The organism is Campylobacter concisus, assembly GCF_003049065.1.
Taxonomy (GTDB): domain Bacteria; phylum Campylobacterota; class Campylobacteria; order Campylobacterales; family Campylobacteraceae; genus Campylobacter_A; species Campylobacter_A concisus_BE.
In genome coordinates, this window is the sequence record NZ_PISC01000008.1 from 10402 (window position 1) to 35730 (window position 25329).

The window sequence follows — 25329 nt, forward strand, 5'->3', positions numbered from 1 at the left end:
GCACTGCTTAGTTTAGCGGTTTTGTTTTGTGTAGTTTTTGGCGCTGATCCTGCGCTACCAACTATAAATTTAAGCCTAAATTCACCGCAAAATGCCGAGCAGCTTGTAAATTCACTAAATGTTTTACTAATCCTCACCGCACTAGCACTCGCTCCTTCACTCATCTTTATGATGACGAGCTTTTTGCGCCTTGTCATTGTATTTTCATTTTTGCGTCAAGCGATGGGCACGCAGCAAGTGCCACCTTCAACGGTGCTTATCTCGCTTGCGATGGTACTTACATTTTTCATCATGGAGCCGGTTGGTCAAAGAAGCTACGATGAGGGTATAAAGCCTTATATAGCCGAGCAGATAGGCTATGAGGACATGCTTGATAAGAGTTTAAAGCCGTTTAAAGAATTTATGGTGAAAAACACTAGAGAAAAAGATCTTGCGCTATTTTTTAGGATAAGAAATTTGCAAAATCCAGCAAATATCGAGGATATCCCGCTAAGCATCGCGATGTCAGCCTTTATGATAAGCGAGCTAAAGACATCTTTTGAGATAGCATTTTTGCTCTATCTGCCATTTCTTGTTATCGACATGGTCGTAAGCTCCGTTTTGATGGCGATGGGTATGATGATGCTGCCTCCTGTCATGATCTCGCTGCCATTTAAACTACTCATCTTCGTGCTAGTTGATGGCTGGAATTTGCTAATAGGAAATTTAGTAAAGAGCTTTCACTGATGAAAAAAATTTTATTAGCACTTTTGCCTTTGGCGCTATTTGGATCAAATTTAAGCGAGATAGCAAACAAGGCCACTCAAAACGAAATTTCAAAGATCAAAGAGCTTGAGTTAAAAAGAGCAAACTTAAGTGACGAAGCGACATTAAGCGCTTATTTGCCAAGCCTTAGCTTAGAGGGCTCATACGGCAAAAACGCAAGCACCTTCCCAAGCATAGTTGCCAAAGAGTCAGCTGGCGTGCTAGCTAGGATTGATTTTTTACTATATGATGGTGGAGCCAGAGAGGCTAGGCTAAAGATGAGCCAGCTTTTAAAAAATAAAGCCGCTATCGCAAGTGATGAAGCCAAAAACTACCTTGCATTTAAGGCTGTAAATTTATATTTTAACGCCTGCGCACTTGAAAATATAATAGCCGCCAAAAACGCTCAGGCAAATTTCTTAAAAGGCGTTTTAGACAAGCTTGAAAAGGCGAACATTGCAGGACTTGCCCCAAAAGATGAGCTAGAAAATGTGCGGGCAAAATACCACCTAGCAAACAGCACGCAGCTTGAATACAAAAACAAAATGGAGCAAATTTTAAATGAGATAAATTTGCTAACAGGCGAGCAAATTTCTCCACTTAGTGGAGCAAAAATGGCTGAGATTGGCTCAAATTTAGCTTCAAAAAACGCCGAGCTTGATAAGCTAAGTCAAGATATATCTTTAAGCGAGGCTAAGCTTAGCGAGACAAGAGCTGGCTTTTTGCCTCAAATCATGCTTTATGACACCTATGGATTTTACAAAAATAACTACGACATCGACCTTGGCAAGTATAGCGCTTATCGCCCATATCTTGATAAATATCTAAAAGAAGATACGCACGGCAATAAATTTGGCGTTAGCTTTAGGTGGAAAATTTTTGACTTTTTTGCCACTAGCAAGATGAGCCAAGCTGGCAAGATCGCGCTTGATGAAGCGAGGCTAAATTTAGAGTATAAAAAGCGTGAAAACGAGACTAAACTTAAAAATTTACAAAACGAGATCGCAACTCTTAGCTCAAAGATAGCCTCGCTAAATGAGTATGTAAAAGCAAGCGATCTTGCGCTTAGAGCGAGCTATGAAAAATATAACTCTGGGCTTTTGGGATATAGCGACCTGCTTGAAGCACTCTCGCAAAAATTTGACGCCATTAGCCTTTTTGAAGGGGCGAAAGACGAGCTGGAGATAAAAAAGGCGGAGTATTTTTTTGAGAGCGGGGAGAGCATTTTAGAGAGGATTAGGGATTGAAAAAGCTGATAATTTTAATGATATTTTGCATCTTTTCATTTGCAGCAGAGGAGATTTTTGCTGATTTTGAAGTCTATGCTAAGCAAAGCTCAAAGCTTGCATTTGAGAGCAGTGGCAAGGTGGATAAAATTTTTGTAGATATCTCAAGCCACGTTAAAAAGGGCGACACTTTAGCTAGCCTTGATCAAACAAGCCTTGAGATCGCTCTAAAAAAGGCAAAAAACGACCTAGCTCTTGCCAAAAATGCCAAAGAATTTGCTAAAAGCACCTTTAATAAATTTAGCCAAGTAAAGGACGTCACTTCAAAACAAGAATTTGATGAGGTAAAGTATAAATTTGACGAGGCAGCTCTTAGGGTGCAAGCAGCTGAGATCGCCATTTTAAATGCAGATGATCATCTTAAAAAGGCTCTTTTAAAAGCTCCGTTTGATGGTGTAATAGCTAGTAAAAATGTCGAGCTTGGCGAGAGTGCTTCGCCGCTTCAGCCAGCCTTTGTTCTAAACTCTGAGGAGGCTAAAATTTTAATAGCGATCGATGAAAAATATGCAAATTTAGTAAAAGTTGGCGACATGTTTAAATTTAAGCTTGACGCGACAAGTGAGGAAAAAGAGGTTAAAATCGCGCTAATTTACCCAGAGATCAAGCGAGAGACCAGGAAATTTTACGCCCAGGCTTATGACAGCGGCCTAAAGCCAGGCATGTTTGGTCAAGGAAAAGTGATAATCGGCGAAAATAAATGATAAAAACAGCCATAAACCGCCCCATAACTACGCTTATGATTTTTTTAAGCCTTGTTGTCTTTGGCATCTACTCGCTAAAGACGATGAATGTAAATTTATACCCGCAAGTAAATATCCCAATCGTTAAGATCACGACCTACGCAAACGGCGATATGAACTACATCAAGACAAAGATCACGCAAAAGATCGAGGACGAGGTCTCAAGCATCGAGGGGATAAAAAAGCTTTACTCAACTAGCTTTGATAACCTAAGCGTGGTAAGCATCGAATTTGAGCTAAACAAAGACCTAGAGAGCGCTACAAACGACGTCCGAGACAAGATGCAAAAGGCAAGGTTAAACGCAAACTACGAGATAGAAAAGCTAAATGGCCTCTCTTCAGCCGTCTTTAGCCTCTTTATCACAAGGCTTGATGGCAACGAAACTAAGCTCATGCAAGAGATCGATGACGTGGCAAAGCCATTTTTAGAGCGCATTAGCGGCGTTTCAAAGGTTAAGACAAATGGCTTTTTAGAGCCTGCGGTGAAAATTTTACTTGATAGATTTAAGCTTGATAAAAACGCTCTTAGCGCAAACGAAGTGGCAAATTTGATAAAGGGTGAAAATTTAAAAGCGCCACTTGGCAAGATAGAAAATGAAAAAATCCAAATGGCGATCAAGTCAAATTTCAGCGCCAAAAGCATAGATGAGATAAGAAATTTGACGATCAAACAAGGGGTCTTTTTAAAAGATATCGCAAGTGTTGATCTCGCTTACAAAGATGCAAACGAAGCAGCGATAATGGATAAAAAAAGTGGCGTCTTGCTTGGTCTTGAGCTAGCTCCAGACGCAAACGCTCTAACCGTGATCGCCCTAGCTAAATCAAAGCTAGATCAGTTTAAAAGCCTGCTTGGCAGTGAATACGACGTAAAAATAGCCTACGATAAGAGCGAAGTGATACAAAAGCACATCGATCAAACCGCCTTTGATATGATCCTTGGCGTCTTGCTGACCATCGTGATTGTATATCTGTTTTTAAGAAATTTCTCGATCACTATCATCTCAGTCGTAGCGATACCAACTAGCATCGTAGCGACGTTTTTCATCATAAATGCCCTAGGCTACGACATAAACCGCTTAAGTCTTATAGCGCTGACCCTTGGCATCGGAATTTTCATCGATGATGCGATAGTCGTCACTGAAAACATCGCTAGCAAGCTAAAAGATGAGCCAAATGCCCTAAAAGCAAGCTTTGCAGGCATAAAAGAGATAGCATTTAGCGTCTTTGCGATCTCGCTCGTGCTGCTTTGCGTCTTCGTGCCAATAGCCTTTATGAGTGGTATCGTTGGCAAGTACTTTAACTCATTTGCTATGAGCGTGGCAGCTGGCATCGTCATTTCGTTTTTTGTGAGCATATTTCTTGTGCCAACGCTTAGTGCTAGGTTTGTAAATGCCAAAGAAAGCGGCTTTTATTTAAAGAGCGAGCCCTTTTTTGAGGCGCTTGAAAATGGCTATGAGAAGCTTTTAGGCTTAGCGCTTAAATTTAAGCTTATATTTTTAGCTATAACGATTGTGGTCGTTGTTTGCTCGTTTGGACTGGCTAAATTTGTAGGAGGCGACTTCATGCCAAGCGAGGATAACTCGGAGTTTAACATCTATTTTAAGCTTGATCCCTCACTTAGCCTGCAAGCTAGCAAAGAGAGGCTAAAAGATAAAATTTCACTCATAAACGCCGATCCTCAGGTCGCTTACGCCTACTTCATCCTTGGCTACACAGATGCCAAGCAGCCCTATCTAGTAAAGGCTTACGTTAGGCTAAAGGAGCTAAAAGATAGAGCTAATCACGAGCGGCAAAACGCTATCATGCAGAGGTTTCGCGACAAGCTAAAAAGTGACGATATGAGCGTCATCGTGGCTGATCTGCCAGTGGTTGAAGGTGGCGATGTGCAGCCAGTTAAGCTTACTATCACATCTGAAAATGGCAAAGATCTAGAGAAATTTGTGCCAAAGATCAGCAAGATGCTAAAAGAGATAAATGACGCAACGGATGTAAATTCGCCCGAAGAAGATCTGCTAAAGCGTGTGCAAATTTCTATCGATGAAGATAAGGCTAAGAGGCTAAATTTAGATAAAGCTAGCATTGCAAGCGCCGTTTATAGCGCATTTAGCCAGAATGAGGTCTCTGTTTTTGAAAACGAAAATGGCAAAGAGTATGAGCTTTACATGCGTCTTGATGATAAATTTAGAAGCGATACAGATGATATCTTAAAGACCAAGATAAGGAGCAATGAGGGCTTTTTTGTCACACTTGGCGATGTGGCGACGATTAGTTTTGAGCAAAAGCCAGCTAGTATTTCGAGGTTTAATAGAGCCGATGAGATCAAATTTCTAGCAAATACCAAAAACAACGCTCCGCTAAATAGCGTGGCAAATGAAATTTCAAAGAAGCTTGATGAAATTTTGCCAGCAAATTTCAAGTATAAATTTCTTGGATTTGTCGAGCTCATGGACGATACAAACGCTTCTTTTATCTTTACAGTGAGTGCTAGCGCGGTGCTTATTTACATGGTGCTAGCTGCGCTTTATGAGAGCTTTTTGCTGCCATTTCTCATCATGCTTGCCATGCCGCTTGCCTTTTGTGGCGTGGTGATCGGACTTTTTATAAGCGGCAATCCATTTAGCCTATTTGTCATGGTTGGCGTCATCTTGCTCTTTGGTATGGTCGGTAAAAACGCCATTTTGGTGGTTGATTTTGCAAACCACTTTGCAAATAGCGGCATGGAGGCAAACGAAGCTGTTAAAATGGCTGCCAAAAAGCGTCTAAGGGCTGTTTTGATGACCACTTTTGCGATGATATTTGCCATGCTGCCTCTTGCTCTTAGCAGGGGTGCTGGCTATGAGGCCAACTCACCTATGGCTATAAGCATCATCTTTGGGCTCATTAGCTCGACCTTGCTAAGCTTGCTTGTCGTGCCAGTGCTTTTTGCATGGGTCTATAATCTTGATAAATTTATAAGAAAATTTTATGAAAGGGAGAGAATTTGAAGAAGATTTTGGCTGTTTTGCTCTTTGCTTTGCCTCTTTGGGCTGGAAATTTACTAGAGATCATCGCTCTGGCGCAAAGTGCGAAGCTTGAGAGTTTGAAAGAATTTAATAAAAATGAATACATAAATAAAAATAAGAGCAACAAGCTAAATTTATCCCTTGATGGCAGATATACCTTTGTGCCTGACGAGCTAAAGGGCGGATATATGACAAAGGCTGGATCGATCACGGCAAAGGTCGAGTATCTCATCTTTGACGGGGGTGCTAGCGAGGCTTCGGATAAGATTTTAGACCACAAGGGCGTGGAGAAAATTTACAAAGATGAAGAGCTGATGAATTTAACCGCTTTTCAGGTCGCAAAGGTCTATTTTAACGCTGTTGCACTAAATTCGCTGATAAATTTAGAGACAAAATTTGTAGATAGCTTTGCCAAGGCTGCGGCTGAAAATGAATTTTGGTTTGAGTACGGCGAGATAGATAAGAACGAATTTGATGCGATAAATTTCACCTTAAATAAAAAAAGAGCCGAGCTAGACGAGCTTGGGCTTAAGCTAGCTGAGCTAAACTCAAGGATAAATTTACTCTCAAACGGCGAGATCGGCTTTAATGCTGGCTCAAAGATAGTGATGCCTGATTTTAGCAAGGATGATCTAAGTGCTAAGCTTGGGGCTATGGAGCAAGAAAAATATATAAAAGAGCAGGAAAACGAGAAGCAAAAGAGCAAATTTGCTCCAAAAATTTACTTAAAAGATACGCAAAGTGTGAATAATAACAGCTTTAAAAAAGGCGAGAGGACGACTTCGCAGATGGCTGAGGCATACGCTGATGCGAACAAGCCTAGAGTGGAGTTTGAGTGGAAGCTGCCAGATAGCCTAAGCCTTAGCAAGCAAAGTCAAACTAAGCGCATAGAGGAGCAAAAGGCCGCGCTTGATCTAAGCGACGAAGAAAACAGAATAATAGCTAGGCTAAAGGATCTAAGAGGCGTGATAGAGGGCCTAGGCGCTAGGCTAAATTTAGACTCGCTAAAACAAGATAGCCTTGATAGCGACTTTAATGACCTGCTAAATGGCTATCTTAGCGGCAAGGTAAAATTTGAGCAGTTCTTGTTTGTGAGTGAGAAAAATTTTAGCGACAGGGCAAATTTCATTTTAAATGGCGATTTGCTCGAGCTAAACAAGCTTGAATACTTTTTTGAATGCGCAAGAAATATAAATGAGGTGGTGATAGAATGAATAAACTGATCTTTGTGACCATTTTGTGGGCATTTAGCTTTAGTTTGATAGGGGAATTTTTAGCTGGCAAGGTCGATAGCTATTTGGCTGTTTTTGTGCGTGTGACGCTTGCAAGCTTGGTCTTTTTGCCATTTACGAAATTTCGAGGCGTTAGTCCAAAGCTAGCCCTTGGCATAATGGGCATAGGAGCGGTGCAAATAGGGCTAATGTATCTTTGCTACTACAACTCGTTTTTGTATCTAAGTGTGCCAGAAGTCGCGCTTTTTACCATTTTCACGCCGTTTTATGTCACGCTGATCTACGATGCTTTTAGCTTTAAATTTAGGCCGCTTTATCTCTTTAGCGTTGGCGTTGCGGTCTTTGGTGCGCTTATCATCAAATATGGCGCTATAAATGAGGGCGTGCTAAAGGGCTTTTTGCTGGTGCAAGGGGCAAACATCTGCTTTGGAGCAGGGCAGAGTGCCTATAAGGCGCTTTTGGAGAGATTTGACGTGGATCAAAAAAAGGTCTTTGGCTACTTTCACTTTGGAGCGTTTTTTGTGGCAGTGATCGCACTCATAACTCTTGGCAATCCAGCTAAATTTCACGTTGATCTAACCCAAACTTTGGTGCTTTTGTGGCTTGGCGTAGTCGCTAGCGGGCTGGGATATTTTATGTGGAACAAGGGGGCTTGCGAGGTCGATAGCGGCGTGCTTGCCATCATGAATAACGCCCTCATACCAGCTGCTATCATCGTAAATTTAGTCTTTTGGCAAAAGGACACTAATCTAACAAGGCTTATTTTAGGCGCTGTGATAATGTATATCTCGCTATTAATTCACAATAGAGTGATGAAATTTTACGGCGTAAAGGCTGCCTGAGGTTAAATTTAGGGTTAAATTTGAGCTATTTAAGCGCCTTGCATCTTTACAAGCTGGGCGTTTAGCTGCATTATCTGAGCAAAGATAGCCGCTTTTTTGGTCTGAAGTGAGGCAACCAGCTCTTTTGCGTATGGATTTTTGCTAGCACTTGCCTGCTTTATCGCAGCTTCAATCTCTTTTAGCTGTTTTTGCAGTTTTTCTAACTGCTTTTTTATGACATCGGCGCTACTCTCACTCTCGTTATTTGTCTCGCTAACTAAATTTGAAGCGTCATGCAAGATAGTGCTTTTATCGCTATTTTGTGAATTTTGGCTTTTTAAATTTGCTTCATCAGCCTTTAAATTTGCACTATTTGAAGAGCCATTTTTGTTTAAATTTATAAAATTTGAGTTTATCTGCATCGCCTCGCCTTTAAATTTAAAAGCATATCGGCAAATTTAGATAAAACTTTGACTATGAAAAATTTATCAAAAAGAGCAAAAACGATGCCACACCAAAGAGCGGTGGTAAAAATGCTGCTGGCTTAAATTTAACGCAAAAAAGCGTGATGGCGTTATAAAGTAAAAAGACAGATGTGCTTATGTGAAGATTGTCTGAGCCTAGCCTAAAAGCTAGCATCTTGCTTAAAATTTCATCAAAAATGCCACCATATCCAAATAGATGAAGTAAGAAGCTTAGTGGATAAAATACGCCAAATAGGTAGTTGATAGCTAGCACGCTAAGCTGCAAGAGGCTAATGAGCGGGAAAAAGTAAAGCACCGCAACCTCCATAGCAAAAAAGACATATAAATTTAAAAGTAGTGAGTTTGCTAGCAGGCTAAATTTGGGCGCAAAATAGAAAAGATAGACGAAGATATAAAAGACGCCAAGGCATGAAAAATAAAAGCCAACACTAAAAAGAAGCTGCGGAAACAGGGCGACGCTAAACAAAATAACGCCAAAGAGCGTGTAGAAATTTAAGATCTTTATCTTTTTGCAGATCATGTAAAAGCCAACCACGCTCATCAAAAATGCCCGCAAAAAGCTTGCTATAAAGCCGATCATATAAAAGTAAAAGCAAAGCACCAAAAATATGACGATAGTAAAGTCAAAAATGTAAGAGCGGTAAGGCAGATATCTTGCGTAGATGGGCTTAAAAACGAGCTTTAAAAGAAAAAAGCAAACTGCGATTATGACGCCAAGGTGATAGCCACTAATGGCGATGAGGTGCGCCACGCCCCAGTTTGAGACGTCATCTCTTAGCTCACCAAAGACATTTGTGCCAAGAAAAAGCGCTGAGTAAAGTTGCGAAATTTTAGCGTTTTCGTGCTGGTCGGAGATGAAATTTATGGCTTTTTGCCTTAGGCTATCATCTTTTTTGATAACGGCTCTATCGTAGCTTGGCATGTAAAATGTGCCAGAAAGATATTCTTTAAAACTAACGTCTATTGGCTGAACGCTAAGCGCTACTACGTCATAAAGGCTGATTTCATCTTTTTTAGAAGCGGTTGTGTAAAAGCTAAAATTTGAAGTGTCGATCCTAATGATCTGGCGCTTTTTGCCGTTTTTCTCTTTGGTGAAATTTACGCTTACTTTGCCTAGGATGTCTTGCTCGCCAAGCTCCATAAAAGCGTTATATTCATGAAATTTAAGCTCTAAATTTAGACAAAAAAGAAATAGGCAAAGCAGGAGAAAATAAAATATACGCCTGCTTTTTGGCAAATTTACTCTTTAAATTCAGTTGATTGCACCGGTGTGGTGGCGATATCGCAAAAGCGAGAGTACTGCTTTTGAAAGAGCACATCGATAGATCCGACCTCGCCGTTTCTGTTTTTGCCAACGATGATCTCGGCGTTTTCTTGAAGTTTGTTAAAAACATGCTCGCTTTTATACTCTTTGCCTTCAGCTGCCGCCTTGCTCTTTTTCTCGTTCTCCTCTTGCTCCAGATAGACCTCGTGCCTATAGACAAACAGGATGATGTCGGCGTCTTGCTCGATCGCGCCAGACTCTCTTAGGTCACTTAGCATAGGGCGCTTGTTCGCGCGTGCTTCAAGGCCGCGGTTTAGCTGCGAAAGTGCGATGATAGGCATATCCAGCTCGCGCGCTAGAAGCTTTAAGCCACGAGAAATTTCAGCTATTTGTATGTGGCGGTCGGCGTAGTTGTTTGTGCTCATCATAAGGCCGATGTAGTCGATGACGCAGAGTGAAATTTCAGGGTGGGCCGACTTTAGCTTGCGAAGCTGTGTCCTTACTTGGTGGATATTTACGTAGCCGCTATCGTGCACAAAGAGCTTGGCGTGCGAAAATTCGCTGCATGCGTGGCTAAAGTGGGCGAGTTTTTCGTCGTCCAAGGTCGCTGTCATTATCTCTTGAAGTGGGATCGAGGTCTTATCTGCTAGCATCCTCATCATGATCTGCTCTGCTGGCATCTCAAGTGAGAAAAAGACGACGCCGGCGCCACTTTTTAAAACGTGCCCCATGAAATTTAGACAAAGCGTCGTTTTACCCATGCCAGGGCGCGCTGCGATGATGATGAGATCGCCATTTTTAAAGCCTTTTATCATCTCATTTAGTTTTTTAAAGCCGGTGTTTAGTCCGATGATATCGCGCTCATTTAGGGCTGCTTGCTTTTGCATGTGCACGATCAAGCTTTTTATGATATCTTCGCTATCTCTGATGCTGCCAGTGCCGCTGCCATCGACTAGCGAGTAAAATTCTTGACTTAACTCATCGACCATATCGCGGCTAGCTTTGTCTTCATTTACCTTGCTTGGGATGTCGTGAGCGATCTTGACTAGACTTCGTTTTATCGATTTTTCTTTTAACTCGTTTGCGTATCTTTGGATGTCGATGATCGAGTTTGTGGCCAAAATGCTCGCCATGACGTTGTCATCGTAGTTTTCGCCAAGCTTGTTTTTGATAAATGTCGATGCGATAGGCACGTCGCCGTTTAGACAATCAACCATCGCTTTGTAAATTTGCGCGTGAGCCTTTAGGTAAAAGTCCCCAGCCTTGATCGTGTCGAAAATTTCGCCCAAAGCGTCGTTGTTTGCGATGATCGAGCTTAGTATGGCTCGCTCCATATCAAGGTCGTAAAGGTTGCTAAATTCTATCTCGTTAAGTCTCTCTTTTGCCACTGCTTTATCCTCTGCTCTTTATCTCGTCGTCGATCTCTTGTAAAAATCTATCCACAAGCTCGCTCTCAGGCAGTCTTGCGACCACTTCGCCGTGTCGCATGATCATGCCATTGCCTTTGCCAAATGCTATGGCGACGTCTGCACCTTTTGCCTCGCCGATAGCATTTACCACGCAGCCCATTACTGAGACGTTTAGCGGCTCTTTTATCCCTTTTGTCTTTTCTTCTACGAGCTTTACTGCAGCCATGAGGTCAGCTTGCAAACGCCCACAAGTTGGGCATGAGATGATGTTTAGCCCCTCTTTTTGGCGGCCGCTATCTTTTAAGATCGCCTTTGCGACTTTGATCTCCTCTTCAAGCTCGCCCGTGATGCTAACCCTCATCGTATCGCCGATACCCTCAAGCAGCAGTCCGCCAAGCGCGATCGCGGACTTGATAGTCGCGTGAAAAGTAGTGCCAGCCTCTGTTACGCCTAGATGAAATGGATAGTTTGTCTTTGGACGAAGCGTACGATAGGCTTGCATAGTGCGCTCGACGTCGCTTGATTTGAGCGAAATTTTAATGTCTGTAAAGTCAAAATCCTCAAGAAGCTTGATGTTGTATAAGGCACTCTCCACCATCGCCTCAACCGTGCGGCCGTAGCGGTCTTCAAACTGCTTTTCAAGCGAGCCAGAATTTACGCCTATGCGGATAGGTAAATTTCTCTGCTTGCAGGCATCAACGACTGCTTTTATGTTTTTAGCGGAGCCTATGTTGCCTGGATTTATGCGGATAGCATCGACAAATTCGCTAACGATGAGCGCGTAGGTGTGGTTAAAATGTATGTCTGCAACGACTGGGATTGGGGAACTTGCGACGATTTGCTTTAGCGCGCTGGCGTCCTCTTTGTCAAAAACTGCGCAGCGCACGATGTCACAGCCTGCAAAGTATAGCCTTTGTATCTGCTCTAGCGTGCCTTTTACGTCCTTTGTCTTTGAAAATGTCATCGACTGCACGGAGATCGGTGCGTCACCGCCTATTAAAACATCGCGAATTTTTATCTGTTTTGTCTGGTATCGTTGCAAAATTTTGCCTTTAAATTTTATTGGGGATTATAAGAAAAAATGGCTTTTAAAAGGCTTGAAAAATTAGTAAAGTTTTTAAATGCAGGCGGTTTGCAATTCAGGTCTCTTTATTGTAAATGCAAATTTTAAAATTTCACTCACTCGCCTTAGCAGACTACTAAATTTAGGCTGCACTTCGTTTAGCACTAAATTTAGAGCCGTGATATGCTCGTTCATAAATTTTAAAATTTGTCTGACTTTCTATTACACAAAACGCATGCAGTGCGAAGCACAATTGCATGCACCTCTAACGTGCGAGGGGTTTAGGGGATTTAAAAAGGGGGATAAGGGGACGGCTTCGTCATTCAAGTCCCCTTGTCTCTCTTTTTGATAAAAGAGTTTTTAAATTTAAGGTCTATATTTTTAAAAAAATTTACTATTTTTACAAATTTTAAAATTCCGTTCACTCGCAAGAATTGACTACTAAAATTTGGCTTCGCTTACAGCTTAGCTCAAATTTTAGAGCCGAAATTACTCGTTCATGAAATTTTAAAATTTACTTGGCGCTCACTTGATTTAACAAAGCAAATTTGCAAATTTTAAAATTTTCTCACTCGCCTTAGCAACTTGCTAAATTTAAAATTTGCTTGTATTAAATCGTCTTCTAACTAAAATTCACCGGATCTATATCGATATCACTAAGTTCGCTTTTGCAGAGGTTTGCCGCTTTTAAAAGCATGGTGTGCGAGTTTGAGCGAAGCAAAATTTCATATCTAAATTTACCCACAAGATACTCAGCCTGGCATTTGCCATATCCCACGATCTCTAGTTCATCGCCTTTTAGCGGCTCTAGCCTTTGCACAAATTCGTTCATTGCGCCCTTTGCCGTGCTCTCATCTTTATGCGAAATGACCACGCGAAGCAGTCTAGTAAATGGCGGATAAAGAGCTTCTCTAAAAGGTATCTCATCCTTTAAAAATGCGTCGTAGTCGCTAATGAAGCTTTCGAAAAACTCCCTTTGCTTGCTTTGGATGATGACCCTGCCAGCTCCGTTTCTGCCGGCTCTTCCAGCTACTTGCATGGCAAGGGCAAGTGTCCGCTCTCTAGCTCTAAAATCAGGAAAATTTAAAAGCTCGTCAAAGCCCATGATGACGGCTAACTCGACGTTGTGATAGTCATGCCCCTTGCTTAGCATCTGCGTGCCAAGCAAGATGTCTATCTTGCCGTCGTTAAATTCTTTCAAAGCCTTTACGAGCTTATTTTGCGTAGTGATCTCGTCTCTATCAAATTTAGCGATCCTAGCGTTTGCAAACTCAGCTTGCAGCCTCTCAAGAAGCTCGCTCGTGCCGATCTTTTTAGCCTCTATCATCTCGCTGCCGCACTGGTGGCAGGTCTTTGGCACGGCCATTTTGTGCTCGCAGTATTGGCACTTTAGCACGTTTTGCTTTTTATAGTAGCTCATGCCGATGCTACAAAATGGACACTTCACCGTCTCGCCGCAGTTTTTGCAGACAAGATACTTGAAATTTGCCCTTGTTGGTAGGCAGATGACGGCTTGTTTTTTGTTTTCGAGCGTTTTTGCGATATGCTCTTTTAAAATTTCGCTTATGCCAGTCTCGCTCTCGTCAAATATATAGCTCTTTTGCGACGCAAAATATGTCCCTTTTAGGCGAAAAGATTCTTGCTTGTAAAAGCTAGTGAGGCTTGGCGTAGCACTTCCAAGCACCACTTGCAGGTCAAATTTGCTAGTTAAAAAGAGTGCTAGGTCTCTTGCGTTGTAGTGGGGCTTTGAGCCTGTATTTTTGTAGCTATCGTCGTGCTCTTCGTCGATGATGATGAGTTTTAGCCTCTCAAGTGGCAAAAATAGGGCAGATCTTGCACCTGCAATGAGCCTTGCTTTGCCGCTTTTGATGTCTTTTAAAATTTGCTCTTTTTTCTTTGGCGTGATCTTAGAGTGCCACACAGCCACAGCCTCGCCAAAGAATCTCTCTAAGCGCTTTTGCATCTGCGGGGTTAGTGAAATTTCAGGCATCAAAAATAACGCTTGGCCGCCTGCGTTTAAAATTTCTCTAATTTTAGCGATGTAAATTTCACTTTTGCCGCTTCCCGTGTCGCCAAAGATGAGCGAGCTTTTTCGTGTGTTAATAAAATTTAGTGCTTCAAGCTGCTTTTGGCTTAAATTTGGCGATTTAAAGTCGCTTTCGCCTTTGTAATTTTCATCATCAGTAAGGCTTTGTGGTTCAAATAAATTTATAGCAACGCCAAGCTCGCAGGTGTAGTAGTAGGCGATAAATTTAGCCAAAGTTGCCTGTATCTCGTTTAGCTTAATGGGTAAAATTTCATCAATAAAGCTTGTTTTAAAGTTTGGCTCGCCCACTTCACGCAAGATAAAGCCAGTTAGGCTCTTGCCTCTAAGCTTTGCAGTGACGGCGCGAAATGGCGCAATATCTAGCTCACTTTTATATGTGAGCGCAGCTAAATTTACCCCGCTAAATACGACCTCGTAGTATCTCATCACTCAAGGGCGCTACAAAGTCCGTCGCTGCTTTGGCAGTCAAATTCGCCAGTGGTTTTGTTATAAGTGAAATTTGCTGTTTGTCCGTCTAGTTTGAAGGTATAAGTTGTCGCTCCAGTTTTGTGCCAGCCGTTTTTTGTGCCGCTGTCTGCGATATTTACGCTTATTACTTTGTTGAAAAGTTTATTCCCATCATCAAGTGCGTCTGGATATGCTGGAGTGCCTTTTAGGACGCTATCGTTGTATTTTAGTGAGATGCCGCTTTTTATGGCAGCGATTTGCGTTTTTGCGTTTGCGACTATGGCGTCGCTTCTGGTAAAGAAAAGCTTTGGTATAGCAATAGCGCTTAAGACGCCAAGTATGACGATGACAAATATAATTTCTATTAGGGTAAAAGCTCTTTTTTTCATTTATTTTCCGGTTTTAGTATCTCTTCTATCTCTTTTGTGACGTCCTTTACGACGCGCAAATTTGTGTAGCTCTCGTAGCTCTTTTCGACAAAGGCGTTTATAAGCTCGCGAGGCTCTATAAATTTCTTTCCCCCCATAAATTTCTGCCAGTCACGCTCAAAAATTTCAGCAAAATCATCATCAAGCGTGATCGTATAGTCGCGAGATGATACGGTGAGCGTGATCTGTTTCATCTTTTATGCCAAAAATGTCTAGCTTATCTACCAAGGACGGCTTCGATCTTTTTCATTACATCATCAGCTTCGCTATTTTTCTTGTCAAGGTCCTCTTCTAAACGCATGATCTGATTAGTCTTTGCCTCATTTTGTGCTTTTAATGTTACGATCTCATTACGTAGCTCTTCATTTACTCTGCAGACTTCATCGTATTTTGTGATGAGGTCATTTACTTTATCGCTTAGTGTGGTTAAGATCGCATTATCTTCAAACATAAAGGTTCCTTTAAAATAATAATTAATGCCGTATTCTAACACGCAGAGGCTAAATTCTTTTTAAAATTCTCATTTGACAAAGCACTATCTTTGCTATAAAATTCGCCCAAATTTAAAGGCGATCAATGAGTAAATTTGAAATTTCATCTAAATTTAGCCCAAGCAGCGACCAAGCAAGAGCGATAAAAGAGATAGTAAAAAGTATAAAATCTGGCAATAAATACCAAACTCTTCTAGGCGTGACAGGGTCTGGCAAGACCTTTACCATGGCAAATGTCATACGTGAGCTAAATATGCCAACTCTGATAATGACGCATAACAAATCCTTAGCTGCTCAGCTTTATAGCGAATTTAAGGGCTTTTTCCCAAAAAATCATGTCGAGTACTTCATAAGCTACTACGACTACTACCAGCCAGAGGCCTACATCCCAAGAAGCGACCTATATATAGAAAAGGATAGCTCGGTAAATGAGGAGCTTGAGCGTCTGCGCCTCTCTGCAACGGCTAGCTTGCTAAGCTTTGACGACGTCATCTGCGTGGCTTCAGTCTCTGCAAACTACGGCCTTGGTAATCCAAGTGAGTATAAAGGGATGGTGGCATATCTTAGCGTGGGCGAGAAGATAAGCCAAAGAAAGCTTTTAGAGCAGCTTGTGGATATGGGCTATAAGCGCAATGACAACTACTTTGACAGGGGTGACTTTCGTGTAAATGGCGATGTGGTGGATATTTACCCAGCTTATTACAACGACGAAGCTCTAAGGGTCGAGTTTTTTGGCGATGAGATCGATGCGATGTATCATTTTGACGTGCTTGATAACAAAAGGCTAAAAGACATCTCTAAATTTACGCTTTATGCGACCAGTCAGTTCATCGTGGGTGCTGATAGGCTAAAGATCGCGATGAAAGAGATCGAAGAGGAGCTTGATGCGCGTTTGAAAGAATTTAACGAGCAAGGCAAGCTAGTCGAGGCGCAAAGACTAAAGCAAAGGGTGGAGTTTGACCTTGAGATGATGGCAAGTACTGGCATGTGCAAAGGTATCGAAAACTACGCGCGCCACCTAACCGGACAAAAGCCCGGAGAGACGCCGTACTCGATGTTTGACTACTTTGAGATAAGCGGCAAAGACTATCTAGTCATCGTCGATGAGAGCCACGTGAGTTTGCCGCAGTTTAGGGGTATGTACGCAGGCGATAGGAGCCGTAAAGAGGTGCTTGTGGAGTATGGATTTCGTTTGCCATCAGCGCTTGATAACAGGCCGCTTAAATTTGACGAGTTTATAAGTAAAAAGGCGAAATTTCTCTTTGTCTCAGCCACGCCAAACGAATACGAGCTTGGCATCAGCCAGGGGCACGTCTATGAGCAGATTTTGCGACCTACTGGACTGCTTGATCCTCTCATTGAGATAAAAGATAGTGACAATCAAGTAGAGGCGCTATTTGACGAGGCAAAGGCGGTCATCGCTAGAGGTGAGCGCGTGCTAGTTACGGTGCTAACTAAAAAGATGGCTGAGGAGCTAAGCCGCTACTACATCGAGCTTGGCATAAAGGTCAAGTATATGCACTCAGACATCGACGCGATCGAGCGAAATGAGATCATTAGGGGGCTTAGAAGTGGCGAATTTGACATGCTAATAGGCATAAATTTGCTCCGTGAGGGGCTTGACCTGCCTGAAGTGAGCTTGATAGCGATAATGGATGCTGATAAAGAGGGCTTTTTGCGCTCGACAACGAGCCTTATACAGACGATGGGGCGTGCGGCTAGAAATGTAAATGGCAAGGTGCTAATGTTTGCCAAAAAGATCACGCACTCGATGAAAGAGGCGATCGATACAACGACAGCTAGGCGTAAATTTCAAGATGAGTACAATAAGGCTCATGGCATCACGCCGCACTCTGCCAGCAGAAATATCGAAGAGAGCTTGCATGTCGAGGATGATGGTGAAATTTACAAGCGCGGTAAGAATTTAGAAAAGATGCCAGCTAGTGAGCGAGCTGCGATCGTAAAAGAGCTAAGAAAGCAGATGCTTGAAGCGGCGGCGCAGCTGGAGTTTGAGAAGGCGGCGGCGTTACGTGATGAGATAGCAAAGATGAGAAAATTATAAGCGTTGTCTTTTGTGTATCTTTAAATGAGCTTGCTAAAATTTTGCTCGACAGACTATGTGTCTAGTCTGCGCAAATTTTAACTGCGCAACATTTAAATCTATCACAAAATACTGCCGTCCAAAATCCATGGCTCAGCTCCTCGTAGCGAAGTCTCGTTACGAGCTTGCGAAGCAAAACAAAAATTCTTGTCTTGGTAGTTTAAATTTTTCGAGTTGAACTTATATGTTCTATCTTCGGTCGAAAATTTCTTTGTTTCTGCTTGCAGTTACGAGCTTGCGAAGCAAAACATTTAAAATCATCACAAGATACTTTGCTTTGATGCTTGGTTGTTAAAATTAAAAATAAAAACTACTGCAAAATACCGCCGCCCTAAGCACCACGGCTTGGCTCTTTTAGTCTTTAAATTTGCCTTGCCTTTATAGAGGAGCAAAAATTTTATTCTCTTTGACAAGGTTTGTCTAAATTTAAGCTCACATCAAATTTTGCCTGCTCAACAAAATTTAAAGCCCAAAAAATAAAATTTACAAAATCAGCTCTATGGGCGAGAAATTTGACTGTATCTCTCATAGCTTTGCGCCAAAGTTGGGCGTGCAAAGGATCTGGTCTGTGGCTTGGAGTATTGTCATCTGGTACCTTTTTGGGCAAAAGATCTTGGTAAAAGCTAGATCGCAGCATTTGAGGCATCAAAAAGAGGTGGCGAGATCGTTTACAACATTAGAGACGACGGCAAGGCAGTTCTATACGCTGCTAGCAAGCTATTTTTATAAATTTATATCTTGCTGACTGGCTTTAAAAAGTAGCTAGAAACCGCGCAGATAAGCGAAACTGCGGCGATAAAGTAAAACGAGTGCGTTAGGCTAAAGATGTCAGCGATCTTGCCGATGACCGTCGCAAATATACCGCCGATTGTGATGCTAAGGCCAAGCGTTACGCCAGAGGCTAGGCCGATTTGATTTGGCAGATAAAGCTGCGCAAGGGCGATTGAGGGGCTAAAAGATAGGCTGATGCAGGCACTCACGCACATGGAGGCCGCGAGAAATAGCGCGTAGCTGTCGATAAAGAGCATTAGCACGACTAGCGGCGCGGCGATGCTTAGGCTTATTTTGATGAGCCTAACTAGGCCGTATCTATCGGCTAGTGCTCCGCCAAATAGCGTAGAGATCGCACCTGCAGCAAAAAACATACTTAAATTTACATTTGCAGCCTCTTTGCTAAGGCCAAAAATTTTGATGAGATAGATGCTAAAAAATGCCGCAAAGCCAAAAGCGACGATCGAGCGTGAAAATATACATAGACAAAGCCTTAAAAATGCGCCCAGATCGTCTTTTAAAGCGCTTGTTTTTTGTGAAATTTGCTTTTTGTGACTGCCTTCTAGCGCTTTTATAAATTTGCCCTTTTTAAGGTATAAAAGCGTTAGAAAAATTTGAGGGATTATAAAGACTAGCGTCCCTTTTAGACCAAAATTTCCCACAAAAACAGCAACTAAAATGGGCCCAACTGCAAAGCCCACGTTGCCACCAAATGAAAATATGCTTATGCTTTTGGCTCTATTTTTGGCGTTTGAGGCGTAGTTTATGATCCTTGCGGCGCTTGGGTGAAAGAGCGCGGCGCCGATACCGCTTATCATCACGCAAATCAAGATGATGTAGTAGTTTGTCACAAAGCCAGTTAGGCTCATGCCCCCGCCAGCAAGCAGTAGCCCAAGCGGGATGACGTAGGGCAGCTCTTTTTTGTCACTTAGTCGGCCGATAAGCGGTTGGATGAGCGAGCTTGCTAAATTTGTGGCTGTCACGAGTGAGGCGGCTGTTGCGTAGTCGTAGTGGTAGCTCGCGATGAAAAAGGGCAGCATCGCACCAAGCGCACTTTGGTTTATGTCGCTACAAAAGTGCCCAAGCCCCATTAGATACTTTAAATTTTCCGCCTTTTTCATCTAAAATAGCCCTTTTAAAAGCCCCTTTAAATTTTGCTTTTCGCCGTTTGCTGTTACTAGGGCTGCAAATTTACCGTGAAGCTCGCGACCAGCTAAAAACGCAAGCTTATTTAGCTCCGAAACTACCGCTTGAAGCTTTAAGCTTAGCGTGCTTTTACCCACGTCAAAACTGCCATCTATGCCCTTTATATCAGCTAGCGAGCTATAAGTGCGCAGAGGGTTTTATAACAGCCGTGCACATCGCCGATGAGGTAAATTTGGTCGTTCATTTTGCTAAAATTTATACATTACCAACGATAGTTTTTATCAAAAAGACTATCTAGATTTTGCTTTAATTCATATGCTCTATTCAAGTGTTTTTCTATATCGTTTTTATTCTCGCCGACAGCATTTATTCCCACAAAGCCAATCGATATACTCACGCCGTTATCGCTAATATTTGAAACTCGCATAACATAAAGATAGATATCGAATTTGCTCCCGTTTTTAAAAACCTCAAGCTGCTTGTTGTATATTGTTATAGCCTGCTTTATTATCATCTTTGACTTATATTCTTGTTCGGTATTATAACCAGATACGGTTGGAACCAAATTTTCGATATTTTTCTCGTAGGACACAAAATCAGCTGTTTTAATCACATTTTTACTCTTATAAGTTTCAAGGGCAGATTTCAAAAACTCTATATTTAAATTTACCATCGAATAAGCATCAGCTTTAATCCAGTCCAATCCATATTTTTCATTTCCAGAACTTCGTATATTTCTCCAAAATTTATCGTAGTTTTCTTTATTAAAATCAATCCAGCCGCCCGACATATCTATGGCTACCCGCTTTGCTATATGAAAATTCATATTACTTGAGGCTCCATCGCCCTTTGACGCTATGCCGCACCCGCAAAATAGTAGCGCAATCATAAAAATAATCAGCTTTTTCATCGCTTCTCCTGTAAACATAAATTTTGCAAAATTTTACAATTTTGCAAAATTTTACTACCGCAAGCATTAAATTATACTTGCGTAGCGCAAGCTAAATTTCGCATCAAATTTGAGCGCTATCACTCGCCAAGTACTAGCATCGCACCAAGCGCACTTTGGTTTATGTCGCTACAAAAGTGCCCAAGCCCCATTAGATACTTTAAATTTTCCGCCTTTTTCATCTAAAATAGCCCTTTTAAAAGCCCCTTTAAATTTTGCTTTTCGCCGTTTGCGCCTTCATCATCTTTGCCCAGCTTTTTATCTAAAAATCTACCTATCTCTTTTTTGACCTTATTTTCGAGATATTGCGATCTGACGTCGTATTTTAGCTTGTCTGTCGTGCCTGAAATTTGCACGTTTAGATCGGTCTTTTCTAGCCTGCAAACAAGCGGCGCGTTAAGCATTTTTGTCGCGGTATTGTAAGTGCCGTTTGCAACCTTTATGTCGCTCTTTGGCGAGCTTAAATTTACGTTAAAGATGACGTTATCGCCCTTTATATCGCCGTAAATTTTGCCGTCTTTGTAAATTTCTTTTGTGATGTCCTTACCAGTGAAGGTTTTTATATTGTTTGTGAGATTTGTGCTGGCTAGGTGACCCTCTTTTAGCAAGATGTCAAATTTGCCGAGCTTTTGCTTTGTCTCGTAGTCAAATTTAGCATCGCCGTTGCCATCATAAAGATGCTCTAGCCCCAAAGTCTGCGTTAGGCCCTTGACTTCGAAGTTTTTTAGCACCGCATCAAGCGCGCCACCTTTGTAGTTTGCCTCTAACTTGCCCTTAAATAGATCATCTGAAGTGGCTTTCACGCTTAGATCATCTACTTTGCCATTTGCCGTTACGATGGCTGCAAATTTACCGTGAAGCTCGCGACCAGCTAAAAATGCAAGCCTATTTAGCTCTGAAACTACCGCTTGAAGCTTTAAGCTTAGCGTGCTTTTACCCACGTCAAAACTGCCATCTATGCCCTTTATATCAGCTAGCGAGCTAAGAAAGTCACCACTAAATTTTGCTATGTCGCCTTTATAGTCTAGGCTCAAATTTGAGCTAAATTTCTCATTTTCTGGGAATTTTTTATCAAGCATTTTGCTAAGCGCTGCGGCGTTAAATTTGCCATCATTTAAAGTGATCGTTGCGGCGACGCTTGGACTTTTACTAAAGATATTTTGCCCCTTTGCTTGGACATTTGTCTTAGCGTTTGCTAGCCTGTCGTTGCCGCTAAGTGCTAAAATTTCTCCTAGCTGCGCCTCTTTTAGGCTAAGGTCAAGATTTTCATTTTTTATGGTGGCGTTTAGCTTGCCAGCAAAGGCATCGCCGCCTAAATTTAGCTCATCTATTTTGCTATCTTTGAGCTTCACATCGCCCGCAAGCGCCATCTTTGAGCCAACCTCAAAGCCGCTAACCGCTTTAAATTTCTCAGGGTCGCTAATGAGTAGGGCAAATTTGCTAAAAATTTGGCTGTTTTTTAGGTCATAAACGCCCTTTACATCCTTTAGCTCGCCAAGGTCGCTAAGCACGTTAGCGTCAAAATTTACAAGCTCACCTTTTGCTGTGGCGCCGCCTTTTAGCTCAAATTTTGCCGCATTTTTAAGCTTTGCAAGACCATTATCTATAAGGCCGTTTTTTATCTCAAATTTAGCCTCGCCCGCAAGCTTTTTTAGCTCGTCAAAACCGCTAAAATTTGCGTTTAAATTTATCTGCCCGTCTGCGTAACTAGGCTGCAAGGCAAGCGCTAGAAGCTCTTTTAGCTTGATGCTAGTTGCATTTAGGGCTAAGTTTTTGCTATCAAAATTTGCATTTATCTTGCCGCCAAGGCCGTTTATCTCAGCCTTTAGGTTTTGAAGGGCATTTTCTTGCATTGTAATTTCGCCTTTTGCATCCACAGCGCCGCTCAGTTGCTCGCCTAAGAGCTTGCCAAAAAGGGCAAGATCAGGCACGTTTAGCGAAAAGTCACTTTTTAAATTTTTACTAGCTAGATCATAAGTCGTCTCGTTTGCTTTTAAAGTGGCTTCAGGTGCGATGATAATGGTTTTTGCGCTCACTTTTTCATTTGCAAATTTAGCATTTACGCCGCCTTTAAAGTTTATATTTTTTGCTAAATTTAGCCCAAATTCATTTTTAAGAATTTCTTTGTTTATCGCTGCGTCGCTTGCTAAAATTTGAGCGTTAATGATGGGCTCATTTTTCTCATCAACTCCTTGCATATTGCTAGTTAGATCAAGCCTACCGCTAGCTAAATTTGGCTTTTGCGCCAGAGCTGAGATCTCAGAAAGCTCGATATTTTTAGCGTCAAGATTTAGAGCTTTTGGCAGATAGTCTTTTAAATTTGCATTTAAATTTATGTTTGAGCCAAGCGCCGTGCCAGTTGCCGTTAGCTTGAAGTCGCTAAATTTACCAGCCACGTTTGCCTTGAGTGCCACATCCTTTTTTAGCCCAAGCTCGCTAGCCTTTGCCTTGTCGGCGTTTATATCTATGTTTAAGCTCATACTTTGAGCAAGCAAGGATAGATCGCCATTTGCCTTTAAATTTATGGCATTCATCACGGTTGCTTCTAAATTTAAGGTGCTAAGCCCAAGGTTAAACTCTTTAAATTTGACATCGATACCGCGAGCTAGCGCCTCTTTTTCTATTTTGCTGGCTATAAATTTATTGCCAAAAGAGCTAAAGATAAAGCCAAAGATGCAAGCTACTATTAGCACAAGCGCGCCAACTATGTAAGCTACTTTTTTCATAAAATTCCTTTATATTAGTTTTACATATCATAAAACTTTAGTCACTTAGACTAAAGTTTTTAATAAAATTCACTATAAATTATTGACTTTTTCAGAAAAAAATGCTAGCATTTCATCACTCAAAAATAAAGAGTGCTAAAAAAGACAATTAAACTAAAAGGATGAACAATGAACTTTCAACCATTAGGCAAGCGTGTCCTAGTCGAACGCGTAGAAGAGACAAAGACGACAGCTTCGGGCATAATTATACCTGATAACGCAAAAGAAAAACCTTTAAGCGGCGAGGTAAAAGCAGTTGGCGCTGAAGCTGAGGGCGTAAAAGTTGGCGAAAAAGTAGTATTTGCTAAATACGCTGGCACTGAGGTAAATTTAGATGATAAGACATATCTTGTTTTAAACATCGACGACATTTTAGGCGTGATTAAATAATTTAAAAAGGAAAGACAATGGCAAAAGAAATTTTTTACTCTGATGATGCAAGAAACCGCCTATACGAGGGCGTAAAAAAACTAAATGACGCTGTAAAAGTGACAATGGGACCAAGAGGTAGAAATGTCCTTATCCAAAAGAGCTTTGGCGCTCCAAACATCACAAAAGACGGCGTTAGCGTGGCTAAAGAGGTTGAGCTAAAAGATACTATCGAAAACATGGGTGCAAGCCTAGTTAGAGAAGTAGCAAGCAAGACAAACGACCAAGCAGGTGACGGCACTACAACAGCGACTGTGCTAGCTCACGCGATATTTAAAGAGGGTCTTAGAAACGTAACTGCTGGCGCAAATCCTATCGAAGTAAAACGCGGTATGGATAAAGAAGTAGCAGCTCTTATAGATGCACTAAAAAACATCTCTAAAAAAGTTTCTGGCTCAAAAGAGATCGCTCAGATCGCTACTATCTCTGCTAATTCAGACGAGAGCATCGGCAAGCTTATCGCTGATGCGATGGAGAAAGTCGGCAAAGATGGCGTTATAACAGTAGAAGAGGCAAAGTCTATCCAAGACGAGCTAAGCGTTGTTGAGGGTATGCAGTTTGACCGCGGATATCTAAGCCCATACTTCATCACAAACCCTGAAAAGATGCAAGTTGAGCTAAGCAATCCGTTTATATTACTATTTGACAAGAAGATCACAAATTTAAAAGACCTGCTCCCAGTGCTTGAGCAAGTACAAAAGAGTGGCAAACCACTTCTAATCATCGCTGAAGATATCGAGGGCGAGGCACTTGCAACGCTTGTTGTAAATAAACTTCGTGGCGTGCTAAACATTTCAGCTGTTAAGGCTCCTGGTTTTGGCGACAGAAGAAAAGCTATGCTTGAAGATATCGCTATCTTAACAGGTGGCGAAGTTATCAGCGAAGAGCTAGGCAGAACACTTGAGAGCGCTACTATAAACGACCTTGGACAAGCTTCAAGCGTAGTTATCGACAAAGATAACACTACTATAGTAAATGGTGCAGGCGAGAAGTCAGCGATCGACGCTAGAATAACTCAGATCAAAGCTCAAATCGCCGAGACTACAAGCGACTATGACAAAGAAAAACTTCAAGAGCGCCTTGCAAAACTAAGCGGCGGCGTGGCAGTTATTAAAGTAGGTGCTGCGACTGAGACTGAGATGAAAGAGAAAAAAGACCGCGTAGATGACGCTCTAAGCGCTACTCGTGCAGCTGTTGAAGAGGGCATCGTAGTAGGTGGCGGTTCAGCTCTTATCCTTGCTTCAAAGAGTGTAAATTTAAATTTACAAGGTGACGAGGCGATAGGCGCAGAGATCGTTAGAAGAGCGCTTCGTGCTCCACTTCGCCAAATCGCTGAGAACGCTGGCTTTGACGCAGGCGTAGTAGCAAACGCAGTTGAGACAAGTAAAGATGCAAATTTTGGCTTTAACGCTGCAACTGGCGAATATGTAAATATGTTTGAAGCTGGCATCATCGATCCAGTAAAAGTTGAGAGAGTTGCGCTTCAAAACGCTGTTAGCGTGGCTAGCTTGCTACTAACAACTGAAGCAACTATCAGCGAGATAAAAGAAGAAAAAGCAATGCCTGCAATGCCTGACATGGGCGGAATGGGTGGCATGGGCGGCATGATGTAGCAGCCCTTTTCGAGCTAGAGCCTTTTCTAGCTCGAATTTATATTTAAATTTAACCTCACTAAATTTATAAAATTATTTACTCCTTTTTAAATTTAT

23 protein-coding genes are annotated in these 25329 nt (G+C 41.9%); 10 read left to right on the plus strand and 13 right to left on the minus strand.

The features are described 5' to 3' along the window. Nucleotides 1-3 precede the first annotated feature (3 nt). The 6 genes from fliP to CVS81_RS07460 are packed head-to-tail and all read left to right on the plus strand — an operon-like array spanning nt 4 to nt 7846. A complete protein-coding gene (gene fliP / locus CVS81_RS07435) occupies nt 4-726 on the plus strand; it encodes a flagellar type III secretion system pore protein FliP (RefSeq protein WP_411160895.1) in 723 nt (240 codons plus the stop codon). Continuing rightward, nucleotides 726-1991 (plus strand): TolC family protein, encoded by a 1266-nt coding sequence (locus CVS81_RS07440; protein ID WP_107965564.1) that lies wholly within the window; start codon nt 726-728, stop codon nt 1989-1991. Before fliP ends, CVS81_RS07440 begins: the two co-directional genes overlap by 1 nt. Further along, nucleotides 1988-2731 carry an efflux RND transporter periplasmic adaptor subunit gene (locus CVS81_RS07445; protein WP_107965565.1) on the plus strand — a complete coding sequence of 248 codons (744 nt, stop codon included), beginning with the start codon at nt 1988-1990 and terminating at the stop codon, nt 2729-2731. The genes CVS81_RS07440 and CVS81_RS07445 overlap by 4 nt, the downstream gene beginning before the upstream one ends. After that, on the plus strand, nt 2728-5754 hold the full coding sequence (locus CVS81_RS07450; RefSeq protein WP_107965566.1) for an efflux RND transporter permease subunit: 3027 nt from the start codon (nt 2728-2730) through the stop codon (nt 5752-5754). Before CVS81_RS07445 ends, CVS81_RS07450 begins: the two co-directional genes overlap by 4 nt. Beyond that, the gene (locus CVS81_RS07455) at nt 5751-6986 is read left to right on the plus strand and encodes a TolC family protein (protein ID WP_107965567.1); all 1236 of its coding nucleotides are present in this window, start codon (nt 5751-5753) and stop codon (nt 6984-6986) included. The genes CVS81_RS07450 and CVS81_RS07455 overlap by 4 nt, the downstream gene beginning before the upstream one ends. Further along, the gene (locus tag CVS81_RS07460; RefSeq protein WP_107965568.1) at nt 6983-7846 is read left to right on the plus strand and encodes an EamA family transporter; all 864 of its coding nucleotides are present in this window, start codon (nt 6983-6985) and stop codon (nt 7844-7846) included. The genes CVS81_RS07455 and CVS81_RS07460 overlap by 4 nt, the downstream gene beginning before the upstream one ends. A 29-nt stretch (nt 7847-7875) precedes the next feature. Here CVS81_RS07460 and CVS81_RS07465 read toward each other — a convergent pair whose 3' ends face one another. The 9 genes from CVS81_RS07465 to CVS81_RS07500 all read right to left on the minus strand — a co-directional run bounded on the left by CVS81_RS07465 (nt 7876) and on the right by CVS81_RS07500 (nt 15419). After that, nucleotides 7876-8247 (minus strand): hypothetical protein, encoded by a 372-nt coding sequence (locus CVS81_RS07465; protein WP_107965569.1) that lies wholly within the window; start codon nt 8245-8247, stop codon nt 7876-7878. 52 nt (nt 8248-8299) lie between these two features. Beyond that, complete coding sequence (locus tag CVS81_RS07470; RefSeq protein WP_107965570.1) at nt 8300-9547, minus strand: ComEC/Rec2 family competence protein; 1248 nt, start codon at nt 9545-9547, stop codon at nt 8300-8302. A gap of 2 nt (nt 9548-9549) precedes the next feature. Then, nucleotides 9550-10962, minus strand: a complete 1413-nt coding sequence (locus CVS81_RS07475; RefSeq protein WP_009293632.1) for a replicative DNA helicase — start codon at nt 10960-10962, stop codon at nt 9550-9552. Nucleotides 10963-10966: 4 nt separating this feature from the next. Beyond that, nucleotides 10967-12025, minus strand: coding sequence for a flavodoxin-dependent (E)-4-hydroxy-3-methylbut-2-enyl-diphosphate synthase (gene ispG / locus CVS81_RS07480; RefSeq protein ID WP_107965571.1), 1059 nt, complete (start codon nt 12023-12025; stop codon nt 10967-10969). A 75-nt stretch (nt 12026-12100) separates the two neighbouring features. Beyond that, nucleotides 12101-12241: a hypothetical protein gene (locus CVS81_RS09895; protein WP_012001554.1), complete on the minus strand. Its 141-nt coding sequence runs from the start codon at nt 12239-12241 to the stop codon at nt 12101-12103. Nucleotides 12242-12668: 427 nt separating this feature from the next. Continuing rightward, entirely contained in the window at nt 12669-14519 is a 1851-nt protein-coding gene (locus tag CVS81_RS07485; RefSeq protein ID WP_107965572.1) for a primosomal protein N', read from the minus strand. After that, on the minus strand, nt 14519-14929 hold the full coding sequence (locus tag CVS81_RS07490; RefSeq protein WP_087583073.1) for a type II secretion system protein: 411 nt from the start codon (nt 14927-14929) through the stop codon (nt 14519-14521). Before CVS81_RS07490 ends, CVS81_RS07485 begins: the two co-directional genes overlap by 1 nt. Then, nucleotides 14926-15162, minus strand: coding sequence for a hypothetical protein (locus tag CVS81_RS07495; RefSeq protein ID WP_012001557.1), 237 nt, complete (start codon nt 15160-15162; stop codon nt 14926-14928). The genes CVS81_RS07490 and CVS81_RS07495 overlap by 4 nt, the downstream gene beginning before the upstream one ends. Nucleotides 15163-15185: 23 nt before the next feature. After that, nucleotides 15186-15419 (minus strand): hypothetical protein, encoded by a 234-nt coding sequence (locus CVS81_RS07500; RefSeq protein WP_002940382.1) that lies wholly within the window; start codon nt 15417-15419, stop codon nt 15186-15188. Between the two features lie 125 nt (nt 15420-15544). Here CVS81_RS07500 and uvrB point away from each other — a divergent pair, with 125 nt between their 5' ends. Both uvrB and CVS81_RS09790 read left to right on the plus strand, forming a co-directional pair. Then, nucleotides 15545-17521, plus strand: coding sequence for an excinuclease ABC subunit UvrB (uvrB, locus tag CVS81_RS07505; RefSeq protein ID WP_085658580.1), 1977 nt, complete (start codon nt 15545-15547; stop codon nt 17519-17521). 538 nt (nt 17522-18059) lie between these two features. Further along, the gene (locus CVS81_RS09790; RefSeq protein WP_159070975.1) at nt 18060-18305 is read left to right on the plus strand and encodes a hypothetical protein; all 246 of its coding nucleotides are present in this window, start codon (nt 18060-18062) and stop codon (nt 18303-18305) included. Here the strand turns inward: CVS81_RS09790 and CVS81_RS07510 are convergent. The 4 genes from CVS81_RS07510 to CVS81_RS07520 all read right to left on the minus strand — a co-directional run bounded on the left by CVS81_RS07510 (nt 18292) and on the right by CVS81_RS07520 (nt 23152). Continuing rightward, nucleotides 18292-19452 (minus strand): MFS transporter, encoded by a 1161-nt coding sequence (locus CVS81_RS07510; protein WP_107965573.1) that lies wholly within the window; start codon nt 19450-19452, stop codon nt 18292-18294. The two genes, CVS81_RS09790 and CVS81_RS07510, sit on opposite strands and share 14 nt — an antisense overlap. Next, nucleotides 19453-19614: a hypothetical protein gene (locus CVS81_RS09795; RefSeq protein ID WP_159070976.1), complete on the minus strand. Its 162-nt coding sequence runs from the start codon at nt 19612-19614 to the stop codon at nt 19453-19455. A 125-nt stretch (nt 19615-19739) separates the two neighbouring features. Beyond that, on the minus strand, nt 19740-20387 hold the full coding sequence (locus CVS81_RS07515; protein WP_107965574.1) for a hypothetical protein: 648 nt from the start codon (nt 20385-20387) through the stop codon (nt 19740-19742). 221 nt (nt 20388-20608) lie between these two features. After that, a complete protein-coding gene (locus tag CVS81_RS07520; RefSeq protein ID WP_107965575.1) occupies nt 20609-23152 on the minus strand; it encodes a tryptophanyl-tRNA synthetase in 2544 nt (847 codons plus the stop codon). Between the two features lie 168 nt (nt 23153-23320). On the opposite strand from CVS81_RS07520, the gene groES reads away from it, so the two are divergent. After that, nucleotides 23321-23581, plus strand: coding sequence for a co-chaperone GroES (gene groES / locus CVS81_RS07525; RefSeq protein WP_009293641.1), 261 nt, complete (start codon nt 23321-23323; stop codon nt 23579-23581). Between the two features lie 17 nt (nt 23582-23598). Next, nucleotides 23599-25233 carry a chaperonin GroEL gene (gene groL / locus CVS81_RS07530; protein WP_002940160.1) on the plus strand — a complete coding sequence of 545 codons (1635 nt, stop codon included), beginning with the start codon at nt 23599-23601 and terminating at the stop codon, nt 25231-25233. Nucleotides 25234-25329 lie beyond the last annotated feature (96 nt).

Bases quoted from the DNA above. Each gene is read 5' to 3' on its own strand.
- CVS81_RS07440 (WP_107965564.1), top strand. From the start codon at position 726: ATGAAAAAAATTTTATTAGCACTTTTGCCTTTGGCGCTATTTGGATCA.
- CVS81_RS07450 (WP_107965566.1), top strand. From the start codon at position 2,728: ATGATAAAAACAGCCATAAACCGCCCCATAACTACGCTTATGATTTTT.
- CVS81_RS07460 (WP_107965568.1), top strand. From the start codon at position 6,983: ATGAATAAACTGATCTTTGTGACCATTTTGTGGGCATTTAGCTTTAGT.
- CVS81_RS07465 (WP_107965569.1), bottom strand. From the start codon at position 8,247: ATGCAGATAAACTCAAATTTTATAAATTTAAACAAAAATGGCTCTTCA.
- CVS81_RS09895 (WP_012001554.1), bottom strand. From the start codon at position 12,241: ATGAACGAGCATATCACGGCTCTAAATTTAGTGCTAAACGAAGTGCAG.
- CVS81_RS07485 (WP_107965572.1), bottom strand. From the start codon at position 14,519: ATGAGATACTACGAGGTCGTATTTAGCGGGGTAAATTTAGCTGCGCTC.
- CVS81_RS07490 (WP_087583073.1), bottom strand. From the start codon at position 14,929: ATGAAAAAAAGAGCTTTTACCCTAATAGAAATTATATTTGTCATCGTC.
- CVS81_RS07495 (WP_012001557.1), bottom strand. From the start codon at position 15,162: ATGAAACAGATCACGCTCACCGTATCATCTCGCGACTATACGATCACG.
- CVS81_RS07500 (WP_002940382.1), bottom strand. From the start codon at position 15,419: ATGTTTGAAGATAATGCGATCTTAACCACACTAAGCGATAAAGTAAAT.
- uvrB (WP_085658580.1), top strand. From the start codon at position 15,545: ATGAGTAAATTTGAAATTTCATCTAAATTTAGCCCAAGCAGCGACCAA.
- CVS81_RS09790 (WP_159070975.1), top strand. From the start codon at position 18,060: ATGGGCGAGAAATTTGACTGTATCTCTCATAGCTTTGCGCCAAAGTTG.
- CVS81_RS07510 (WP_107965573.1), bottom strand. From the start codon at position 19,452: ATGAAAAAGGCGGAAAATTTAAAGTATCTAATGGGGCTTGGGCACTTT.
- CVS81_RS07515 (WP_107965574.1), bottom strand. From the start codon at position 20,387: ATGAAAAAGCTGATTATTTTTATGATTGCGCTACTATTTTGCGGGTGC.
- CVS81_RS07520 (WP_107965575.1), bottom strand. From the start codon at position 23,152: ATGAAAAAAGTAGCTTACATAGTTGGCGCGCTTGTGCTAATAGTAGCT.
- groES (WP_009293641.1), top strand. From the start codon at position 23,321: ATGAACTTTCAACCATTAGGCAAGCGTGTCCTAGTCGAACGCGTAGAA.
- groL (WP_002940160.1), top strand. From the start codon at position 23,599: ATGGCAAAAGAAATTTTTTACTCTGATGATGCAAGAAACCGCCTATAC.